Here is a 19,266-nt window from a genome sequence, read left to right on the forward strand (position 1 = left end):
CTTTTTGATAGAGAGATCGCCATGGCAGCTGCATCCATCCTCGCTGGTCTGAGTATCCTGGTCCTGGGCGAAAGCCACATGAGCCTGGCCGACCACCTCACCGAACCCCTCAACGCCAAGCTGGTCCAGATGGGCGCCAAGGTCCACTCCATCGGCGCCTGCGGCGCCAGTGCCGGCGACTGGCTGACCACCAAGAAGGTCGACTGCGGCGCCGAGCAGATCGACAACGGCAAGATCCAGATCAAGGGGCGCGATGCCACCACCACGCCCATCACCGAGCTCATCGCCAAGGACAAGCCGGACCTGGTCGTGCTGGTCATCGGCGACACCATGGCCTCCTACGACAAGCCCGACTTCCCCAAGGCCTGGGCCTGGCAAAGCGTGACCAGCCTGACCAAGGCCATCGCCGCCACCGGCACCAAGTGCGCCTGGGTCGGCCCGGCCTGGGGCAAGGCCGGCGGCATGTACCACAAGAACGATGCGCGTACCGAACTGATGTCGCGCTTCCTGGCGGCCAACGTGGCGCCCTGCACCTACATCGATTCGCTGACCATGTCCAAGCCCGGCCAGTGGATCACCACCGATGGCCAGCACTTCACCGTGGCTGGCTACAAGTCCTGGGGCGCAGCCATCGGCGATGCGCTGGGCAAGCTGCCGGCCGCTGCCGTGAGTGCCAAGGGCGGCAAGAAATGAGCGCGCTGCGCGTACTGGCGGCCAGCATCGCCCTGCTGGGCTGCGGCGTAGCGATGGCAGCCGATATTCCCTTGTATCCGACCGGCCCGGCCGAGGATGCCGCCTTCATCCGCTTCATCAACGCCACCAGCGAGCCGCTGCAAGTGGTGGCCCGCAAGGGCCAGCCGCCCTTGAAGCTGGAGGCCGCCAAGCCGGTCTCGTCGTTCTTCCCGGTGCAGGCCAAGTCCACCATCAAGGGCACGCTCACCGTCGGTGCCAGGAGCCTCGAGCTGGGCGTGCAAGCCAAGCCGGGCGAGTTCGCCACCGTGGTGGTGCTGCCTGACGCCAAGGGCATCCGCCAGGTGACGGTCCAGGACAATCCGGATGACTTCAATGGCCTCAAGGCCTCGCTGGCCTTCTTCAACCTCGACGCCTCCTGCAGCGGTGCCGCATTGCGTCCGGCTGGCCGTACTGCCGACCTGTTCAAGGGCGTGGCGCAAGGCAGCCTGCAGCGGCGCTCCATCAATCCGGTCAAGCTTGCGGTGCAACTGGTCTGCGGCGGCAGCAACACCGGTCCTGCCCTGGATCTGGGCGAACTCAAGGCGGGCGAGCGCTACAGCGTGCTGCTGCTGCCCTCGGCCAGTGGTCCGCGATTGCTGGCGACCACCGACAAGCTGGCCAATTGAGTGACTCATCGACGTTGACTGCGCCACGCCATGGTCTTTGCCTCGCTTGAATTCCTCACGCTGTTCCTGCCGCTGTTCCTGCTGGTCTATGCACTGGCGCCGCAGCGCGCGCGCAATGGCGTGCTGCTGGCGGGCAGCTGGCTGTTCTACGGCTGGCTGAGCCCGCTGTTCCTGTCGCTGCACGTGGTGCTGACCATCGTGGCCTGGGTCGGCGGGCTGTGCGTCGATCGGGCCCGGGAGCAGGGCGGCCAGCGCCGTCCCGTGCTGCTGATCGCTCTGGTGGTCTTCAATACGGCCGTGCTGGTCTGGTACAAGTACGCCAACATCGTCGCCGCCACCCTGAGCGAGGTGATGCAGCATTACGGTGCCCTGCCGCTGGCCTGGCAGAAGGTGGCGCTGCCGGCCGGACTGTCCTTCATCGTGCTGCAGGCCATCTCCTACCTGGTGGACGTGCAGCGCCGCACGGTGGCGGTGGAGCGCAGCTTCATCAATTACGCCACCTACATTTCCATGTTCGGGCACTCCATTGCCGGACCCATCATCCGTTATGACTGGGTACAGCGCGAGTTGCGCCAGCGCTGGTTCAACCGGGAGAATTTCTCCCTGGGTGCGCGCCGCTTCATGGTCGGCATGGCCATGAAGGTGCTGGTGGCCGATACCCTCTCGCCGCTGGTCGATGCCGCCTTCCACCTGGAACATCCGGCGCTGGTGGATGCCTGGATCGGCTGCCTGGCGTATTCGATGCAGCTGTTCTTCGATTTCTCCGGTTACAGCGCCATGGCCATCGGCCTGGGCCTGATGCTGGGCTTCCACTTTCCCGAGAACTTCAACCATCCTTATCTGGCCGGCAGCATCCAGGATTTCTGGCGGCGCTGGCACATCTCGCTCTCCAGCTGGTTGCGCGATTATCTCTACATCGGCCTGGGCGGCAACCGCCACGGGGTCTGGAAGACCTATCGCAACCTGTTCCTGACCATGGCCATCGCCGGACTCTGGCACGGCGGCGACAGCTGGAACTACCTGCTGTGGGGCTCGGCCCACGGTGTGGCGCTGTGCATCGATCGCGCCTGGTCGCGCTCGTCGCTGCCGGCCATCCCCTCCTGGCTGGGCCATGTGCTCACGCTGCTGTTCGTGTGCCTGGCCTGGACCCTGTTCCGCGCCCCCGATTTCGACACCGCCCTGGCCATGTATGCGGGCCAGTTCGGCCTGCATGGACATGGCCTGAGCGATGCGCTGGCCGTGATGCTGCGTCCGGTACAGGCGCTGGCCGTACTGCTGGGCCTGTTCTGGATCGTGGCACCGCTGTGGCAGTCGGCGCTGGAGGCACGCTGGGGCAGGCGCGCGCTCTATCTCTGGTTCGTGCAGCTGTGGCCGATTGCGGCCTTCCTGCTCTCCTTCGCACTGATCGCCAGCCGCGAGACCGTTCCTTTCCTTTATTTCCAGTTCTGAGTCCACGATGAGCACGCCTCCCGTTTCCGCTGCGCATACGCCCCCTGAGCCCAGCGCCATGGCGCGCCGGGCCAGCCGCTGGGCCGGTAGCGCGCTGGCCGCCGTGCTGTGTGCCGGATTGCTCTCCTGCGGCTGGCTGGTGTATGCCGGCAAGATCGACTGGCTGCCTGCCCGCTGGACGCGCGAGGATGCCTTGCACGGCGAGCTCACGCATCTGCTGGCCAAGCAGCTCTCCAATGCCTGGCTGCCTGACCAGGCCGCCAGACTGGAACGTGCCGGCAGCTGGTTGCTGCTGGGCGATACCGGCCCGCGCGTGCGGGTGGGCTGTCCCGGCTGGCTGTTCCTGGCCGAAGAATTGCAGGTCAATCACCACGCCCAGGCCAATGCCCAGGCCAAGCGCGCCGCCGTGCTGGCGATCCGCCAGGCGCTGGCGCGTCGTGGCATCGGGCTGCTGGTGGCAGTGGTGCCGGACAAGAGTCGCATTGCCGCCAATGCCTTGTGTGGCCTGACGCGCCCCCCCGAATTGAATACCCGCGCAGCGCTCTGGGTGGCCGGTCTGCAGCAGGCCGGCGTGAACGCCATCGATCTGGCCGCCACGCTGGCGCCGCTGGGAACGGCGGCCTATCTGCATACCGATACCCACTGGAACGAGGCCGGTGCCCGCGCGGCGGCCCAGGTGATTGCCGCGCGCATCGTCGCATCCGGTTTCCATGCCACGCCCGAGCAAGCCTACTCCGCCCAGCCCGGCCCCATGGCGCGTCGTCCCGGTGACCTGGTGCATCTGGCCGGTCTGGACTGGCTGCCGCTGCGCTGGCAACCGACTCCGGAAAGCGTGGCCGCCACGGTCTTCACGGAAGTGCCCGGTGCAGGGGCCGGGCAGGGCGCTGCCACCAAGGGCGGCGATGATCTCGACGACCTGCTGGGCGACAGCCAACTGCCCAACGTGGCCTTGATCGGCACCTCCTTCTCGCGCAATTCCAACTTCCTGGGCTTCCTGCAGCAAGCCCTGGGCGCGAAGATCGGCAGCTTCGCCAGGGATGGCGGCAAGTTCTCCGGCAGCGCCCGCGAGTACTTCGCCAACCCGGCCTTTACCCAGACCCCGCCCAAGCTGGTGCTATGGGAAATCCCCGAGCGTGACCTGCAGACGCCCTATGAGCCCATCACCCTGGCACCTGGCCCCGTGAGCCATCATTAAGCCTGGCTTAATGCTGTCACTACGGGCATTAATGTTGCGTTAATGCAATAAATCATTTCCTTTCCGCTGCATTTTCCGTTGCCCCATCGTCCGCTTTGCTGGAGGCTGTCCCGCGGGCCTGCTAAACTTGCCGGTCCGCCCACTGACCGGGCCAGGACCCAGGCTTGTACCTGGTCAACAGCCACGACAAATTGACAGAAGAATTCGACCCCGCTCCCCTTGCGGACGAGCATGAATCCGGCTCCTTCGAGAGCTACTTCCGCGATCCTTCGCAAGCCGCCGAAGCGCCCCTGGCCTGGGGCCTGGGCCAGCGGCTGGACGTGCTGGACGCGCTGCGCGGCCTGGTCTCCGGCGGCCAGGCGGCGGCGCGCCTGCGCATCTGGATGTTCCTCGAACTGGCGGCGCAGCCGCAGGGCCGCCTGCAGCGCGAGGACCTGAACCAGCTCTTCTATGCCTTGAAGCCCGAGGCCATGGAAGCGGCCTTGAAGCGCCTGCGCGACCTGGACCTCCTGGTCTGGGATGCCACCGGCCAGGATTACCAGCTCTCGCCCATCGCCCAGCAGGTGCAAGCCCTGCTGGCTCCGCTCACGCGCGCCGTCGGCGAGGATGACGAGATGGCCGCGCTGCTCTCTCAGGTCGCCGGTGCGCAGGCACTGGGCCTGTCCGACGCCAGCCAGATCCGTCACCTGCATGCCCAGCTGGCGCGCCTGCACGACCAGTTCGCCGATGCCATCGCCAGCGGTTCGGAAGCCCTGCTGCGCCAGGCTCAGCCGCGTTTCGAGCGGGCCTTGAAACTGGTCAACCGCGCCGGTGAAGCGCTGACTGCGCTCATCCGCAGCGAGCACGCCGACGCCCGTCTGGAGCGCGAAGCGCGTGCCCTCGGCAATGGCCAGGCACGCCTCTTGACCATGGCCAGCCAGTTCACCCGCGCCCTGCAACAGGCTGACCGCCAGCGCGTCACCCTGGGCAGCACCGGCGTGACCAGTTCGGATGTGCGGCGCTGGCTGCAGGCGCATGCGGACTTGTCCTCGCTGATGGGGGAAGCGCTCTCCATGGGCGTAAAACCGGTCTTCGTCAGTGGCCATGAATTGCTGGACGTGGCCGAAGGCGAGTTCGAGCGCGACCGCCCCGATGCCCAACGCTCGCAAGGTTTGCCGCCTCCGGCCCAGGCCGTGGAAGGCAAGATCGAGGCCCTGCGCATGCCCGCCGAGCTGGGCGAGCTGATTGAACAACTCACGCGCCTGGGCGTCCTGCCGGAAGGCGAGGAGGCCGCCGAGCTGCAACCGCAGCCGCTGAGCACGGTGGTGCTGGGCGGCAGTTTCGGCAAGGCGGCCTATCGCCTGCAACTGCTGCCGCTCCTGGGAGACGCCCAGGCGCGCACCCTGCAAGGGCAGACCGGCGACCTGGCACGCCTGCCGTGGCAAGCCGGCTTCCTGCCGCGTGTCGATAAAGTCGATGACCCCGATGTCGCCGCCATGAGCGCCGGGGCCGTCCATCCAGATCCATCCCGGGAAAGACCGAATGAGTGAGACCCTAGACGAGGCCGGCCTGTTGGCCGCCGAACTGCTGGCACGCCGCTGGCTGCCCCGCAAACACCCGCGCGTGCGCCGCGCCCTGGTCGATGCCGACCTGTGGCAAGCCCTGCAGGACCGCCTGGCCCAGGTCGGCCTGCGCCTGGTGGACAACATCCACGCCGACCACATCAGCGTGGTGCTGGTGCGTCCGGCCGAATCCGCCGTCTTCGGCGAAGCCGGCATGAATGCCAACAACAACCTCGACCTGCCGCGTGACGCCATCTCGCTCTTGGTAGTGCTGTGGGCACTGATCGTATTGCCCAAGCGCGAGCGCCAGTCGGCGCGCGCTGCCGGCGACGACGCCCAGCAGCAGGACGAGATGTTCCAGACCGAAAAGCCCATGCCCAGCGCCGCCGAGGTCAGCCCGGTGGTGTCCTATACGGCACTGCTGGCCGACTTCGGCAACCAGCTCGGCAAGAAGACGCGCATGGACACCAACCTGCGTCGCCTGGAAGCCCACGGCTTCATCGTGCGCCGTGGCGTGGACATCGCCGAAGGTCCCTTGCTGGACCTGCTGCTGGACTACGATGCCCTGGCCCCACGCATTCTTGACGGTGCCTTAGGCGACGTGCTGGCCCGCGCCACGGTGCGCGACGAGAGTGGTGCCGCGCAGGCCGAGGCCGACGCCGATGCTAGCGATGAATCATCCGAAGAGGGAGACGCCTGATGTTCCACCTGCAATCGCTGGAACTGTTGCAGTGGGATTATTGCCAGCGCCTGACGCTGCCCCTGGACGGTTCCATCATCACCATCGCCGGGCCCAACGGGTCCGGCAAGACCACGCTGCTCGATGCCATGCGCACCCTGCTGGGCCTGGATTGCTCGGGCGGGCGCAGCTACAAGACCTATGCCCGCCACGCCAATGCCGATACCACCTGGCTGCGCGCGACGGTGGACAACCGCCCGCATGGCCGCCAGAGCTCGACCCGCCCGTTCGCGCGCAACCTGCTCTATGCGGACCAGGTCACGCTGGCCTGTCGCATCGAACGCAACGGCGGCGACTGGCAGCGTCGCTACTGCATGAGCGATGGCGACGTCGCCATCGAAACCCTGGCGCAATTGCCCGAGAAGGATTGGCTGGGCCTGGACCACTGGCGCAAGCGTCTGGAAGGAGCCGGCCTGTCGCGCGCGATTGCCCGCGTGCTGGCGCTGGAGCAGGGCCAGACCGACCGCCTGTGCGAATTCTCTCCCAAGGAATTGCTGCGCCTGGTCTTTGAAGTCTTTGGTGACCAGGAAGTGCTGGACCGCTACGAAGAAGCCCGTCGCCATCAACGCGACCTGGCCGCCGAGGTCACGCTGGCCGAACAGGAACTGGCCTACAGCGAAGCGCAACTGGCACAGCTGGACAGCCGCGTGACCCTGTATCGCCAATACCAGGGCAAGCTGCGCGAGCGCGAGATGCTGTCCACCGAAGTCATTCCGGTACTGCGCTGGCACGAGGAGCGGCAGGGCACGGCCACGCGCCTGCGCGAACTGCATCGCCAGCGCCTGCACCACCATCATCTGCGCCGCCAGCGCAGCAGTGACACCCTGCTGCTGTCCTCGCTGCTGACACAGCAACAGGCTGCGCGCGAGAAGGTCGCCACGCTGGAGCGCGACAAGGCCGATGCCCAGCAGGCCCAGCAAAAGGCGCGCGACGCCGAAAAACCCGTGGAAGAACTGGTCAAGCAGGCCGATGAACTGCTGGCCCTGTCTGCCGTGGAAGGTGATGCCACGCAACTGCTGGCGCGCGTGGATGAACTGGAACAGCAGAAGAACACGCTGCACGACCGCTGGCGCGATCTGGAGCAGCAGCGCAAGGACGCCAGCGGCGCGCTGGAGCGCCTGACCGGACAACGCCAGGCCCCGCGCCCGAACGACGTGCAGCAGTTCACGCGGGCCTTGCGTCAGGCCGACATTGCGCATCACCTGCTGGCCGACGTGATCGAGATTGCCGACGACCACTGGCGTGCCGCAGCCGAAGGCGTCTTGCGCGCTTCCTGCTGGGTAGTGGTGCTGGACGATCCCAAGGATGAAGCTGCCGCCATGGCCCTGGCCGAGCGCGAGCGCTATCGTCACTACGTCGTAGCCGACGCCGCCACGGCCAGCGCGCAGCCGCCGGCAGAGAGCCTCCTGGCGGTGCTGCGTTTCTCGGCCAAGGCACCGTCCTGGCTGCTGCGCCAGCTGGCGCAGATCCACCGCGTGGCCGATACCGTGGAAGGTGCGCGCAGCGGCGGCGAATGGATCACGCCGCAAGCCTACTGGCGCGATGGCCGCGGCGGGCGCAGCGTATGGCGCGATCCGGGCGACTACCAGTTCGGCGCGGCGGCACTGGCGGCGCGTCAGACCTCCATCCAGAAACGCCTGGCCACGCTGGACGAGCAATTGACGGACGTGGTCCTGAAGCAGAGCGACATCAAGCGCCAGCTCGACGCCGCCAAGAAAGCCACCGAGGGCCACCTCGCCGCAGAGGCGCTGGCGAAGCGAAGTGAAGAATTCGAACAGGCACGCCGCCAGTTGCCGGCCCTGCGTCAGGCGCGGGTGGCTGCCAGTGAACGTTGGGGTCAGCTGGATGCCCGGCACGCCGAGGCCATCGAACAGCGCACCATCCTCGATGGCAAGCTCGATGCCCTGCAACGCCGCCTGCGCGACAGCGAAGGGGATCTTGCCGGACAGGAGCGCGAATGGCGTGCACGTCACGATGAGCAGCGCGCCCGTGCGCTGGCCTCGCGCGCACAGAAGAGCCGTTTCCCGGCGCACTGGATTGTCGCGGCGACGGTGCAGGCTTTGTACGAGAAATACACCAACGCCAAGCAGGCCGAGCTGCGCATGGCTTCGGTGGAGAATGAACTGGAGAGCGGCCAGTGGGAGAAGGACGGCACGGTCGAGGACAAGCACCTCATCATGCAGGGCACGGTAGGCAACCAGCGCAATGAACTGGATGCGCGCAAGATCAGCAATCACCAGGCCGAGGAAGCCGTGGGCAATGCCCGCGAACGCTACATCGACGTACTGCGCGCCACCGTGCGCCGCTATCGCAAGAACATCGTCGACCTGGGCGCGTTGGCCGGGGTGGTGGTCAGCGCCGACCTGCCGCATCTGGACAATGACGACACCATCCTGCGCCAGGCCGAACTGAAGGTCAGTTTCAACTTCGACGGCAAGGGCGAGATCGGCCTGAACGACGGTGAAGCCTCGGGTGGCCAGCAGGTCATCAAGTCGCTGATCCTGCTGGTGGGCTTGTTGAAGGACGACGACATGCCGGGTGGTTTCGTCTTCATCGACGAACCCTTTGCCCACCTGGACGTGCGCAACATCCAGCTGGTCGGCAACTTCCTCAAATCGACCCGAGCGCAATACGTGCTCACCACGCCGATCACGCACAACGTCGAAGTCTTCGAGCCGGCCGATATCACGCTGGTCACGTCGAAGAAACCGCGCGAGGCGCGCTGGGCGCCGCCCATTGGCGTGTTGCAGCGGCGCTTGCGGTTGGATGCGTAAGAGGGGGCAGCATGAGTCATTTGGTCGCGAGGCCCATCGGTAAAAGACGTCGAGACGGTACAGAGTTTCAGGTGCGGGAGGCATCAGGAGCGGTTCCCTCGGTGCTGAGACATTTCGAGCCGAATCAAATGGCTGCACTGCGCCTGTGGGTGGACGAAGATGACTCCAAGCCGCACAAGCGAGAGAGCTTGCTGAAGATTGCCGTGAAGAAGATCGAGGGTTTTAGACTTGAAGACGGCGATCTGTTGGTCGAGCATCTTTTGCAAGATGGCTGGGTGATCTGCACTGAGGTCAGAAAGCCAAAGTGTGCCTGGCAATGGGTGAGTCTTGCCTGGCGCGACTTGACCAAACTGCAGTCCTTGTTGGGGGTGAGTGGCACCCTCGGACGCCAGCAACAACGCCAGACGCATCTGTCTCAAGCCAAAGAGCAGCTCATCGCCCGTCTCGACAGTTTTGCGCAAGGCGATACCGATCCTTACCTTAACGATGAGTTGGCCCAGGCCATTGAAGAGCTGGAAAAAGCCAAGACGCTCACGCCCGATGCCTTGAAGCGACGCCTGGATCTGATGTTCCAGGTGGCGCACTGGCGCGATAGTGGTCAGCAGGGGATGCGTCAGGACTTTGCCTTGTCCGCGCGGGATGGGACAAAGGCCATCGAGGCCAATGAATGGAAGTGGCTGGATACGGTCTTCGATCTTGAACGCCTGGGTATCAGCCGCTTTGCCCAGACCGCATGGCTGGCAGGGGAGGTGGAGCTGTGCTGGTCAAATCGCAAGATGGAATTGTCCGCCGTCCATTTTCTGGGCATTCCCCTCAAGGACATGCAGCACCTGGAGCGGCTTGAGGGGGTGCAGCAATGGTGGCTGATCGAGAACCGGACTAGTTTTGAACGCAATGCGCGCAAGCTTCCTCACGGTACGCTTCTGCTCTGGATGCCGGGACGCCCCTCGTTGGGATGGCAGGCGATGATGGCCCATTTGCTGACCAAGGCGCCATGCCCGGCCTGGATCAGCGCTGATGCCGATCCGGCTGGCGTGGATATCGCGTGTGCGGTCGGTCGTCTGTGGGAGCAAGCCGGCCTGACCTGGGAAGCGCATCAGATGAGCAGTGTCGAGTTGACACAGACCAAACAGAAGTGGGACTTGACGCCACGAGATCGCTTGCTGTTGCAAAACTTGCTGGCACGTGAAACACTGCCGGCCACACTGCGCACCTTGTGCGAAACCATGCAACGCGAAGACCGCAAGGCCGAGCAGGAAGCCTGGCTTTAAGTTTTTATCGGGGGACTGGAGCCCCCGCTTCACCTTCTCACATTCCTTCCGTCAGGAACTGCACCACCGCCTGCGTGAAGGCACGGGGCTGCTGCTGGTTGGAAATGTGGGCCGCATCGAATTCCACATACAGCGCTCCGGGGATGCTGGCGCGCATGAACTGTGCATCGGCCGGGGGCGTCGGCACGTCACCACTGCCGGCGATGACCAGCGTGGGCGCACGGATGCCTGCAATCGCTTCCCTCAGATCATTGTCGCGCACCGCGGCACAGGCGCCTGCGTAGCCTTCGGCCGGGGTGGCCAGCAGCATGGCGGTCAGGTCCTGGACCTGCTGCGGATGCTGCGCTGCATACTCGGGCGTCAGCCAGCGCGAGACCACGGCGGCGGCGATGGCAGAGAGGCCATCACGCTGCACCGTCTCGATGCGACTGTTCCAGGCGTCCGCCGTGCCGATCCTGGCGCCCGTGTTGCAGAGGATCAGTTTGTTCACCCGCTCGGGATGATGCACCGCCAGCCACATGAAGGTGCTGCCGCCCATGGAGAGTCCGCAGAAGTGCGCTTGCGCAATCTCCAGCTGGTCCAGCAGGGCGATCACATCGCTGCCCAACTGGGCGATGGTGTAGGGGCCGGGCGTGACCTCGGACTGGCCGTGACCACGCGTGTCGTAGCGCAGCACGCGGAAGTGCTTGCTCAGTTCGGCAATCTGCGGATCCCACATCGCCAGCGAGGTGCCCAGCGAGTTGGACAGCACCAGCACCGGCAGGGCGGCGTCGCCGTCGAGCTGGTAATGCAGTTTGATTCCGTTCAGGGTTGCGAAGGGCATGAGTAAATCCTTGGCCCGCGCCACCGGACGGTGGGTGCGGGCGTGTGTGAATCAAAAAGCGTCAGATACGCCGGGAATCAGCCAATCTGCGCGATGGCCGAGGGATGCTGGGTCAGCGGTGTGACCGAAATGGTCATGAACGGGTAGAGCGGCAGGGCCGAGAGGATGTTGTGCAGCTCATCATTGCCGGACACATCGAAGATGCTCACGTTGGCATACTGACCGACCACGCGCCACAGGTCGCGCCACTTGCCTTCACGCTGCAGATTCTGTGACATCTCCTTCTCATCCTTCTTCAACTGGTCGGCCACGGCCTTGTCGAGCGTGGCGGGAATGTTGACCTGCATTTGAACCATGAACAGCATGATGTTTGCTCCGTTGTCGTTATAGGGGATGTTGCGATGTTCGATAGTCGAACATAAATCCTTTATTCGCACAAACCAGTGTAGGCGTCCGTGCTTGGACCTGTCAACTTGGGCAGACGGTTTTCTCCGCGTCAACAGCGATCCGCCTGTCGCTGCGGCGCCGTCTCCATGCGGCTCAGTCGCGTCGGTCGGGAATCGGAAAGCCGGTAGCCGGGAAGGAGCTGGTTTCGATATCGAGCCAGGCCGGGCGCTCGGCATACATGTCGGCCACCAGTTGCTTGATGGCCTCGATGTACCAGGCATTGTCGTTGATGCGGTGGGTCAGGATGATGGGTGAGGTCGCGCGGGGATCGTCGATGAGCCGGTAATGCAGGTCATTGCGCAGCCGTGCCGAGGCCGGGATCAGGCACAGCCCCGATTCGGCCGCCACCAGGCCCAGCGCGGTCTGGATCTCGCGCACTTCATGCACTTCGGCCGGATGGATGTCCTGGTCGTTGAGCAGACTCAGGATGTGGTCGGCGAAACTGGGGCGCGGCTCCTTCGGATAGACGATCAGCTTCTGCCCGTGGACTTCCTTGAGGTTCACGCGCTGCTGGCTGGCCGCCAGCGGGAAGGAGGGCGGGATCGCCAGCACCAGTTTTTCCTCGCGCAGGACGATGCGCGCCACCGTCGCGTCATTGCTGCGGATACGCCCGAAGCCGACGTCGATGCGCCCCGACTTGAGGGCCGCAAACTGCTGCATCGAGGTCAGCTCCAGCAACTGGATGTCCACCTCCGGGTAGTGCTGGCGCAGCTTGCGCACCAGCACCGGCAGGCCGCCATAGAGGGTCGAGGCGACGAAGCCGATGGACAGCGTCTGGCGCTGGTTCAGGCCGATCTGCTGGGTGGCGTTCTTCAACTGCTCCAGGCGGTTGAGGATCTGCAACGCCTGCTCATAGAACACCCGACCGGCTTCGGTCAGGCGCAGCGGACGGCTGTTGCGCAGGATCAGCTGCACCCCCAGTTCTTCCTCCAGCAGCTGGATCTGGCGCGACAGCGGCGGTTGCGCGATGTGCAGCTGTTCCGAGGCGCGGGTGAAGTTGCGCGTATTGGCCACGGCCACGAAGTATTTCAGTTGTCTGATGTCCATGGCGGAAAATCATATCTCACAGAAACTAATGATGTCTAATCCTTTGATTTTTATAGGAGACATTGGAAACTATATAAAAAAGGTATGAAACTAGACGAATTTAGTGTTGGCAATGGCAGGGCTTCCGGGTGTTCAATGCAGTCCATGGATACCCAAGCACACTTTCATAGCGCAGCCCCGGCCTTGATCGACCGGGTCGAGACCTTCCTGGTCGATCTGCCGACCATCCGTCCGCATCAATTGTCCATGGCGACGATGAACGGGCAGACCCTGATGCTGGTACGTCTGTACTGCTCCGACGGTACCGTCGGCGTGGGCGAGGGCACCACCATCGGTGGCCTGGCCTACGGCGCCGAATCGCCCGAGGGCATGAAGCTGGCCATCGATACCTACTTCGCGCCGCTGCTTCTGGGTGCCGATGCCAGCCTGATCCCGGCCATCATGGCGCGCCTGAACAAGGCCATCCAGGATAACCGCTTCGCCAAGTGCGCCATCGAGACTGCGCTCTTCGATGCCCTGGGCCAGCGCACCGGCCTGCCGGTCTCGCAGCTGCTCGGCGGCCGTGCCCGCGAAAGCCTGCCGGTCGCCTGGACCCTGGCCTCGGGCGACACCGCCAAAGATATCGACGAAGCCGAACGCATGCTGGCCGCGCGTCGTCACAGGATTTTCAAGCTCAAGATCGGTCGCCGCGACGTCGATGCCGATGTGGCCCATGTGGCCGCCATCAAGAAGGCGCTCGGTGATCGTGGCGCGGTGCGGGTGGATGTGAACATGGCCTGGAGCGAACTGGAGGCCCAGCGCGGTCTGGCCGGTCTGGTCGATGCCGGCTGCGAACTGGTGGAACAACCGGTGGCTTCGGCCCAGGCGCTGGCGCGCCTGAAGGGCAAGCACGCCATCGCCATCATGGCCGATGAGTCGCTCACCGGTCCGGCCTCGGCCTTTGCGCTGGCGCGCATCGGCGGGGCGGACGTGTTTGCGATCAAGATCGAACAATCCGGTGGCCTGCGTGCGGCCCAGCAGGTGGCCGCCATCGGCGACGCGGCCGGCATCGAGCTGTATGGCGGCACCATGCTGGAAGGGGCCATCGGCACCATCGCCTCGGCGCATGCTTTTGCCACCTTCCGTGAATTGCAGTGGGGGACGGAATTGTTCGGCCCGCTGCTGCTGACCGAGGAAATCCTGGCCGAGCCCTTGCAATACCAGGATTTCCAGCTGGCCATCCCCAACCGCCCTGGCCTGGGCATCGTGCTCGATGAGGAGCGTGTGCAATACTTCCGGCGCGATCGCAAGCAAGGGGCGACAGTGACAGCAGCGAGGCCGGCCACCCTGGCCGGATAAAACAAGAAAACGCACTTCCCCAATCTACAAATCGAAAAGGAGACTCAACATGGCAGCCAAGATTTTCAGCACCCCCGAAGTCCAGGACTTCCTGCGCCTGGCCAGCGGCCTCGATACCGAAGGCGGCAGCCCGCGCACCAAGCAGATCGTGCATCGCATCCTGTCCGACCTGTTCAAGACCATCGAAGACCTGGAGATCACCTCCGACGAATACTGGGCCGGTGTGGCCTACATCAATCGCCTGGGAGCGTCCAGCGAAGCCGGCCTGCTCTCGCCTGGCCTGGGCCTGGACCGCTTCCTGGACATGCGCATGGATGCCGAAGACGCCGCACTGGGCATCACCGGCGGCACCCCGCGCACCATCGAAGGCCCGCTGTACGTGGCCGGTGCGCCGGTGGAACAGGGCTTCGCGCGCCTGGATGACGGTAGCGACAAGGACGGCCAGACCATCATCATGCACGGCACCGTCTATGGCGCCGATGGCAAGCCCGTGCCGGGCGCACAGGTGGAAGTCTGGCATGCCAACACCAAGGGTTTCTATTCCCACTTCGACCCGACCGGCGAGCAGAAGCCCTTCAACATGCGCCGCACCATCATCACCGATGCCCAGGGCCGCTACAAATTCCGCAGCATCATGCCGGCCGCCTATGGCTGTCCGCCGGCCGGCCCCACCCAGGGCCTGCTGAACCAGTTGGGCCGCCACGGCAACCGTCCGGCGCACATCCACTTCTTCGTCACGGCGGACGGCCATCGCAAGCTGACCACCCAGATCAACATCGACGGTGATCCGCTGATCTATGACGACTTCGCCTACGCCACCCGCGAAGGCCTGGTGCCGCCGCTGGTCGAGCGCACCGATGCGGCCAGCATCAAGGCCGAAGGACTGGAAGGCCCGTTCGCCGAGATCGTCTTCGACATCAGCCTGACCGCACTGGTCAACGGTGCCGACAACCAGGTCGTGGACCGTCCGCGCCTGGCCGCCTGATCGACTGATCGACTTGCGCCAGCAGCTGGCGCAGGACAGCCTCATCCCCGCCGACTGCCTTGCCGCGATGGTTTTCCATCGCCACAGGCGGGCTGCACCCTGGAGAAAAGACATGACCACCCTTGCCGCCGACAAGTATGACGAGGTCGAGCGCCTGCTCGACACCGCCCTGGACGAAGACGCCACCAACGGCATCTTCCGCTGCCGCCGCGACATCTTCACCAATGCCGACCTGTTCGAGCTGGAGATGAAGCACCTGTTCGAATCGAACTGGGTCTACCTGGCCCACGAGAGCCAGGTCCCCGAGATCAACGATTACTACAGCACCTGGATCGGCCGCCAGCCGGTGGTGGTCACCCGTGACAAGAACGGCGAGCTGCACGCCATCATCAATGCCTGTGCCCACAAGGGGGCCATGCTGTGCCGTCGCAAGCATGGCAACAAGAGCAGCTTCACTTGCCCCTTCCACGGCTGGACATTCTCCAACAGCGGCAAGCTGTTGAAGGTCAAGGACGAGAAGACCACCGAATATCCGGTCTCCTTCAACAAGAACGGCTCGCATGACCTGACCCGCGTGGCGCGCTTCCAGAATTATCGCGGCTTCCTCTTCGGCAGCCTCTCGGAAGATGTGCTGCCGCTGGAAGAGTACCTGGGCGAGACCCGCGTCATCATCGACCAGATCGTCGACCAGGCCCCCAACGGCCTGGAAGTCCTGCGCGGCAATTCCAGCTACCTCTATGACGGCAACTGGAAGATGCAGATGGAAAATGGTTGCGATGGTTACCATGTCAGCTCGGTGCACTGGAACTACGCCGCCACCATGAGCCGCCGCAAGGAAGGCGGCACCAAGGCCACCGACGCCAACAACTGGAGCAAGGCTGTTGCAGGTGTCTACGGTTTCGAGAACGGCCACATCCTCTTGTGGACCAATACGCTCAATCCAGAAGTGCGCCCGATCTGGAACCAGCGCGAAGAACTCGCCGCCCGCGTGGGCCAGGCGCGCGCCGATACCATCGTGGCCCAGACCCGCAACCTGTGCCTGTATCCCAACGTGTTCCTGATGGACCAGTTCGGTACGCAGATCCGCGTGGCCCGTCCGATCAGCGTGAACCAGACCGAGATCAGCATCTTCTGCTTCGGTCCCAAGGGCGAGAGCGATGAAGACCGCCGCGTGCGGATTCGCCAGTATGAGGATTTCTTCAATGTCTCCGGCATGGGCACCGCCGACGACCTGGAAGAGTTCCGCGCCTGCCAGGCTGGCTATGCCGGTTCGGCCGTGCGCTACAACGACATGAGCCGGGGGGCGCCGCTGTGGAAGCAGGGCCCGGACGAGAATGCGAAGAAGATGGGCATGAACCCCAAACTGAGCGGTGAGCGCAGCGAGGACGAAGGTCTCTTCGTCTGCCAGCACCACTACTGGACCGAGCAGATGCGCAAGGCGGTCAGCAAGGAACGCGCAGCCGCAGGGCAAGGAGAACAAGCATGAGCCAGCCGACCCGACTCGATGCCGTCTGCGCCTTCCTCTATCGCGAGGCGCGCTATCTCGACGAACGCCAGTGGGAATCCTGGCTGGAACTGTACGCCGCGGACGTCGAATACTGGATGCCGGCCTGGGACGACGATGACCAGCTCACCGAAGACCCGCACCGCGAGATCTCGCTGATCTACTACGCCAACCGCGATGGCCTGGAAGACCGCGTCTTCCGCATCAAGACCGAGCGCTCCAGCGCCTCCATGCCGGAGCCGCGCACCAGCCACATGATCGCCAACGTGGAGATCCTGGAGGAGACCGATGACGCGGTGGAGGTGCGCTACAACTTCCATACGCTGTCGCACCGCTACAAGATCACCGACCAGTTCTTCGGCACCACCCTGGTCAGCTTGCGCAAGACCGAAGGCGGCTTCCAGATCGCCCGCAAGAAGATCGCCCTGAAGAACGACTACATCCGCCAGGTCATCGACGTCTACCACGTCTGACCAGCGCGCAGGAGACATGACATGAGCAGCTATCGCATCGCCCTCAACTTTGAAGACGGGGTGACCCGCATCATTGACTGCGGTCCCAAGGAGAAAGTCCTGGACGCGGCGTTCCGTCAACGCATCAACCTGCCCATGGATTGCTCCGACGGCGTGTGCGGCACCTGCAAGTGCCGCGCCGAGAGCGGACAGTATGACCTGGGCGACGACTACATCGACGACGCCCTCAGCAGCGATGAAGCCGAGCAGGGACTGGTGCTGACCTGCCAGATGATCCCGCAATCCGATTGCGTGGTCGCCGTGCCGGTGGCCTCGACCGCCTGCAAGACCGGCAGCGCGAAATTCGCTGGCAAGGTGGCCGAGGTCAGCGCCTTCGGTGAGGCCGCCTTCGAACTGGTGCTGGAGGTGGCCGCCGATGCCCCGGCTTTCCTGCCGGGGCAATACGTCAACATCACGGTGCCGGGCAGTGGCCAGCATCGTTCGTATTCCTTCAGCTCGCCCTCGGGCGCCAAGCGCATGAGCTTCCTCATCAAGAACGTCCCCGGTGGCCTGATGAGTGGCTGGCTGGGCAAGGCCGGCAGCGGTGACGCGCTGGAGATGACTGGCCCGCTGGGCAGCTTCTACCTGCGCCCGGTCGACAAGCCGGTGTTGATGCTGGCCGGTGGTACCGGGCTGGCGCCTTTCCTGTCGATGCTCGAAGAGATGGTGCAGCGGGGTGGGCAGCACCCGGTACACCTGATCTATGGCGTCACGCGCGACCAGGACCTGGTATTGGTGGATCGTCTTGAAGACCTGGCCAAGCGTTTGCCCGGGTTCAGTTTCACCACCTGTGTGGCCGATGCCGCGACCACGCATCCGCGCCAGGGCTACGTGACCCAGCACATGCCTGCCGAGGTTCTGCATGACGGCCAGGTCGATGTCTATCTGTGCGGTCCGCCGCCGATGGTGGAGGCGGTGCAGAAGCACTTCCAGTCGCAGGGCATCGCCCCGGCCAGCTTCCATTACGAGAAGTTCGTCACCAGCCAGCCGGTAGCGGTGGCGGCATGAGCGCAGCGCTCACGCGTGGACGCTTCGCGGGCAAGGTGGCCGTCGTCACCGGCGCGGCCCAGGGCATCCTGCAGGGCGTAGCCATGGGCATCGCCGCCGAAGGCGGCCAGGTCGTGATGGTGGACCGGGCCGACTTCATCCATGACGTTGCGATGCAGGCACCGGACGGACGGGCTACCGGCTGGGTCGCCGACCTCGAAACCTATGCCGGCGCACAGGCCGCGATGGCGCGTGCGATCCAGCTGCATGGTCGCATCGACCTGCTGGTCAACGGCGTGGGTGGTGCCATCCGCATGCGGCCCTTTGCCGAATTCGAGGCCGCCCAGATCGATGCCGAGATCCGCCGCTCGCTCATGCCCACCCTCTACGGCTGCCATGCCGTACTGCCGCACATGCTGCGGCAGGGGCGGGGCACCATCGTCAATGTCTCTTCCAATGCCACGCGCGGCATACGCCGGGTACCCTATTCGGCGGCCAAGGGCGGTGTGAATGCCATGACCATGGCACTGGCGATGGAATACGGTGAACAGGGCATCCGCGTGGTGGCGACCGCGCCCGGTGGCACGCAAGCACCGCCGCGCCGCGTACCGCGCAATGCGGAAGGCGACAGCGTGCAGGAACAGGCGTGGATGCAGCAGGCCGTGCAGCAGGTCACCGATTCCACCTTCTTCAAGCGCTACGCCACGTTGCAGGAGCAGGTCGCGCCCATCCTCTTCATGGCCTCCGATGAGGCCAGCTATATCACCGGGGCGGTGCTGCCGGTGGCCGGTGGTGACAACGGCTGAGCCGCTTGTCCCTCTACACTGAAACGGAGAAACCATGTCTGAACGCCAGGCCATCATTCCCAAGGGAATGGAAGATGTCTACGAAAAAATCGGTTATGCACCCGGCGTATTGGTCGGCGATGTGCTCTACGTTTCCGGCCAGATCGGACGCGGTCCCGACATGCAGCTGGTCGAGCCGCGCGAGGCGCAGATCGTGCAGGCTTTCGAGAATCTGAAACGGGTGGTGGAAACCGCCGGCGGCACCCTGGACGACATCGTCGACCTCTCCACCTTCCATACCGACATGCGCGACCTGCCCTTGTTCATCAAGGTCCGCAACCAGTACCTGAGAAGCTATCCACTGCCTGCCTGGACGGCGACCGGTGCCCACATGCTGGGTGGCGGTCCCGGCTACCTCATCGAGATCAAGGCGGTGGCGCATCTGCGCAAGAAGGGACCAGCCTGACCGATATCGAAAAACGGCAAGGCAACGCTGGAAATCGCAAGAAAA

General features: G+C 64.5%; 18 protein-coding genes. 15 read left to right on the top strand and 3 right to left on the bottom strand.

The features are described 5' to 3' along the window. Window positions 1-21 precede the first annotated feature (21 nt). The 8 genes from HWE01_RS20230 (at window position 22) to HWE01_RS20265 (ending at window position 10,327) form a co-directional block, all read left to right on the top strand. The gene (locus HWE01_RS20230; RefSeq protein WP_008326661.1) at window positions 22-693 is read left to right on the top strand and encodes an SGNH/GDSL hydrolase family protein; all 672 of its coding nucleotides are present in this window, start codon (window positions 22-24) and stop codon (window positions 691-693) included. Further along, a complete protein-coding gene (locus tag HWE01_RS20235) occupies window positions 690-1,358 on the top strand; it encodes an alginate O-acetyltransferase AlgF (protein ID WP_008326664.1) in 669 nt (222 codons plus the stop codon). The genes HWE01_RS20230 and HWE01_RS20235 overlap by 4 nt, the downstream gene beginning before the upstream one ends. Before the next feature lie 30 nt (window positions 1,359-1,388). Next, window positions 1,389-2,807 carry an MBOAT family O-acyltransferase gene (locus tag HWE01_RS20240; RefSeq protein ID WP_241822693.1) on the top strand — a complete coding sequence of 473 codons (1,419 nt, stop codon included), beginning with the start codon at window positions 1,389-1,391 and terminating at the stop codon, window positions 2,805-2,807. 7 nt (window positions 2,808-2,814) lie between these two features. Continuing rightward, a complete protein-coding gene (locus HWE01_RS20245) occupies window positions 2,815-4,002 on the top strand; it encodes an alginate O-acetyltransferase AlgX-related protein (RefSeq protein ID WP_241822694.1) in 1,188 nt (395 codons plus the stop codon). 191 nt (window positions 4,003-4,193) lie between these two features. Continuing rightward, entirely contained in the window at window positions 4,194-5,531 is a 1,338-nt protein-coding gene (locus HWE01_RS20250; RefSeq protein ID WP_008326677.1) for a hypothetical protein, read from the top strand. After that, complete coding sequence (locus HWE01_RS20255; protein ID WP_241822695.1) at window positions 5,524-6,243, top strand: DUF4194 domain-containing protein; 720 nt, start codon at window positions 5,524-5,526, stop codon at window positions 6,241-6,243. Before HWE01_RS20250 ends, HWE01_RS20255 begins: the two co-directional genes overlap by 8 nt. Beyond that, window positions 6,243-9,056 (top strand): ATP-binding protein, encoded by a 2,814-nt coding sequence (locus tag HWE01_RS20260; RefSeq protein WP_241822696.1) that lies wholly within the window; start codon window positions 6,243-6,245, stop codon window positions 9,054-9,056. Before HWE01_RS20255 ends, HWE01_RS20260 begins: the two co-directional genes overlap by 1 nt. Before the next feature lie 128 nt (window positions 9,057-9,184). Beyond that, entirely contained in the window at window positions 9,185-10,327 is a 1,143-nt protein-coding gene (locus HWE01_RS20265; protein ID WP_241822697.1) for a toprim domain-containing protein, read from the top strand. A gap of 37 nt (window positions 10,328-10,364) precedes the next feature. On the opposite strand, the gene pcaD is transcribed toward HWE01_RS20265, so the two are convergent. The 3 genes from pcaD to HWE01_RS20280 all read right to left on the bottom strand — a co-directional run bounded on the left by pcaD (window position 10,365) and on the right by HWE01_RS20280 (window position 12,644). Continuing rightward, window positions 10,365-11,150 carry a 3-oxoadipate enol-lactonase gene (pcaD, locus tag HWE01_RS20270; protein WP_241822698.1) on the bottom strand — a complete coding sequence of 262 codons (786 nt, stop codon included), beginning with the start codon at window positions 11,148-11,150 and terminating at the stop codon, window positions 10,365-10,367. A gap of 77 nt (window positions 11,151-11,227) precedes the next feature. Next, on the bottom strand, window positions 11,228-11,515 hold the full coding sequence (gene catC, locus HWE01_RS20275) for a muconolactone Delta-isomerase (RefSeq protein WP_241822699.1): 288 nt from the start codon (window positions 11,513-11,515) through the stop codon (window positions 11,228-11,230). Window positions 11,516-11,690: 175 nt separating this feature from the next. Beyond that, window positions 11,691-12,644 (bottom strand): LysR family transcriptional regulator, encoded by a 954-nt coding sequence (locus tag HWE01_RS20280; RefSeq protein WP_241822700.1) that lies wholly within the window; start codon window positions 12,642-12,644, stop codon window positions 11,691-11,693. A 144-nt stretch (window positions 12,645-12,788) separates the two neighbouring features. Between HWE01_RS20280 and HWE01_RS20285 the strand changes: the two genes are divergently transcribed. The 7 genes from HWE01_RS20285 to HWE01_RS20315 all read left to right on the top strand — a co-directional run bounded on the left by HWE01_RS20285 (window position 12,789) and on the right by HWE01_RS20315 (window position 19,221). Then, window positions 12,789-13,982: a muconate/chloromuconate family cycloisomerase gene (locus HWE01_RS20285; protein ID WP_241822701.1), complete on the top strand. Its 1,194-nt coding sequence runs from the start codon at window positions 12,789-12,791 to the stop codon at window positions 13,980-13,982. A gap of 49 nt (window positions 13,983-14,031) precedes the next feature. Beyond that, entirely contained in the window at window positions 14,032-14,967 is a 936-nt protein-coding gene (gene catA, locus HWE01_RS20290; protein ID WP_088757075.1) for a catechol 1,2-dioxygenase, read from the top strand. Between the two features lie 112 nt (window positions 14,968-15,079). Beyond that, on the top strand, window positions 15,080-16,453 hold the full coding sequence (locus tag HWE01_RS20295) for a Rieske 2Fe-2S domain-containing protein (RefSeq protein ID WP_088757076.1): 1,374 nt from the start codon (window positions 15,080-15,082) through the stop codon (window positions 16,451-16,453). After that, window positions 16,450-16,944: a benzoate 1,2-dioxygenase small subunit gene (benB, locus tag HWE01_RS20300; protein ID WP_241822702.1), complete on the top strand. Its 495-nt coding sequence runs from the start codon at window positions 16,450-16,452 to the stop codon at window positions 16,942-16,944. The genes HWE01_RS20295 and benB overlap by 4 nt, the downstream gene beginning before the upstream one ends. A gap of 21 nt (window positions 16,945-16,965) precedes the next feature. Continuing rightward, entirely contained in the window at window positions 16,966-17,991 is a 1,026-nt protein-coding gene (gene benC, locus HWE01_RS20305; protein ID WP_241822703.1) for a benzoate 1,2-dioxygenase electron transfer component BenC, read from the top strand. Further along, on the top strand, window positions 17,988-18,776 hold the full coding sequence (gene benD / locus HWE01_RS20310) for a benzoate diol dehydrogenase BenD (protein WP_008326695.1): 789 nt from the start codon (window positions 17,988-17,990) through the stop codon (window positions 18,774-18,776). The genes benC and benD overlap by 4 nt, the downstream gene beginning before the upstream one ends. A gap of 34 nt (window positions 18,777-18,810) precedes the next feature. Next, window positions 18,811-19,221, top strand: a complete 411-nt coding sequence (locus HWE01_RS20315; RefSeq protein ID WP_241822704.1) for a RidA family protein — start codon at window positions 18,811-18,813, stop codon at window positions 19,219-19,221. The last annotated feature ends 45 nt before the right edge of the window (window positions 19,222-19,266 follow it).

The sequence above is a fragment of the Herbaspirillum sp. C7C8 genome (assembly GCF_022627875.1).
Classification (GTDB): domain Bacteria; phylum Pseudomonadota; class Gammaproteobacteria; order Burkholderiales; family Burkholderiaceae_D; genus Herbaspirillum.

Excerpts from the sequence above, each read along its gene's own strand:
- HWE01_RS20230 (WP_008326661.1), top strand. The coding sequence starts at position 22 with ATGGCAGCTGCATCCATCCTCGCTGGTCTGAGTATCCTGGTCCTGGGC.
- HWE01_RS20235 (WP_008326664.1), top strand. The coding sequence starts at position 690 with ATGAGCGCGCTGCGCGTACTGGCGGCCAGCATCGCCCTGCTGGGCTGC.
- HWE01_RS20240 (WP_241822693.1), top strand. The coding sequence starts at position 1,389 with ATGGTCTTTGCCTCGCTTGAATTCCTCACGCTGTTCCTGCCGCTGTTC.
- HWE01_RS20245 (WP_241822694.1), top strand. The coding sequence starts at position 2,815 with ATGAGCACGCCTCCCGTTTCCGCTGCGCATACGCCCCCTGAGCCCAGC.
- HWE01_RS20255 (WP_241822695.1), top strand. The coding sequence starts at position 5,524 with ATGAGTGAGACCCTAGACGAGGCCGGCCTGTTGGCCGCCGAACTGCTG.
- HWE01_RS20260 (WP_241822696.1), top strand. The coding sequence starts at position 6,243 with ATGTTCCACCTGCAATCGCTGGAACTGTTGCAGTGGGATTATTGCCAG.
- HWE01_RS20265 (WP_241822697.1), top strand. The coding sequence starts at position 9,185 with ATGGCTGCACTGCGCCTGTGGGTGGACGAAGATGACTCCAAGCCGCAC.
- pcaD (WP_241822698.1), bottom strand. The coding sequence starts at position 11,150 with ATGCCCTTCGCAACCCTGAACGGAATCAAACTGCATTACCAGCTCGAC.
- catC (WP_241822699.1), bottom strand. The coding sequence starts at position 11,515 with ATGCTGTTCATGGTTCAAATGCAGGTCAACATTCCCGCCACGCTCGAC.
- HWE01_RS20280 (WP_241822700.1), bottom strand. The coding sequence starts at position 12,644 with ATGGACATCAGACAACTGAAATACTTCGTGGCCGTGGCCAATACGCGC.
- HWE01_RS20285 (WP_241822701.1), top strand. The coding sequence starts at position 12,789 with ATGGATACCCAAGCACACTTTCATAGCGCAGCCCCGGCCTTGATCGAC.
- catA (WP_088757075.1), top strand. The coding sequence starts at position 14,032 with ATGGCAGCCAAGATTTTCAGCACCCCCGAAGTCCAGGACTTCCTGCGC.
- HWE01_RS20295 (WP_088757076.1), top strand. The coding sequence starts at position 15,080 with ATGACCACCCTTGCCGCCGACAAGTATGACGAGGTCGAGCGCCTGCTC.
- benB (WP_241822702.1), top strand. The coding sequence starts at position 16,450 with ATGAGCCAGCCGACCCGACTCGATGCCGTCTGCGCCTTCCTCTATCGC.
- benC (WP_241822703.1), top strand. The coding sequence starts at position 16,966 with ATGAGCAGCTATCGCATCGCCCTCAACTTTGAAGACGGGGTGACCCGC.
- benD (WP_008326695.1), top strand. The coding sequence starts at position 17,988 with ATGAGCGCAGCGCTCACGCGTGGACGCTTCGCGGGCAAGGTGGCCGTC.
- HWE01_RS20315 (WP_241822704.1), top strand. The coding sequence starts at position 18,811 with ATGTCTGAACGCCAGGCCATCATTCCCAAGGGAATGGAAGATGTCTAC.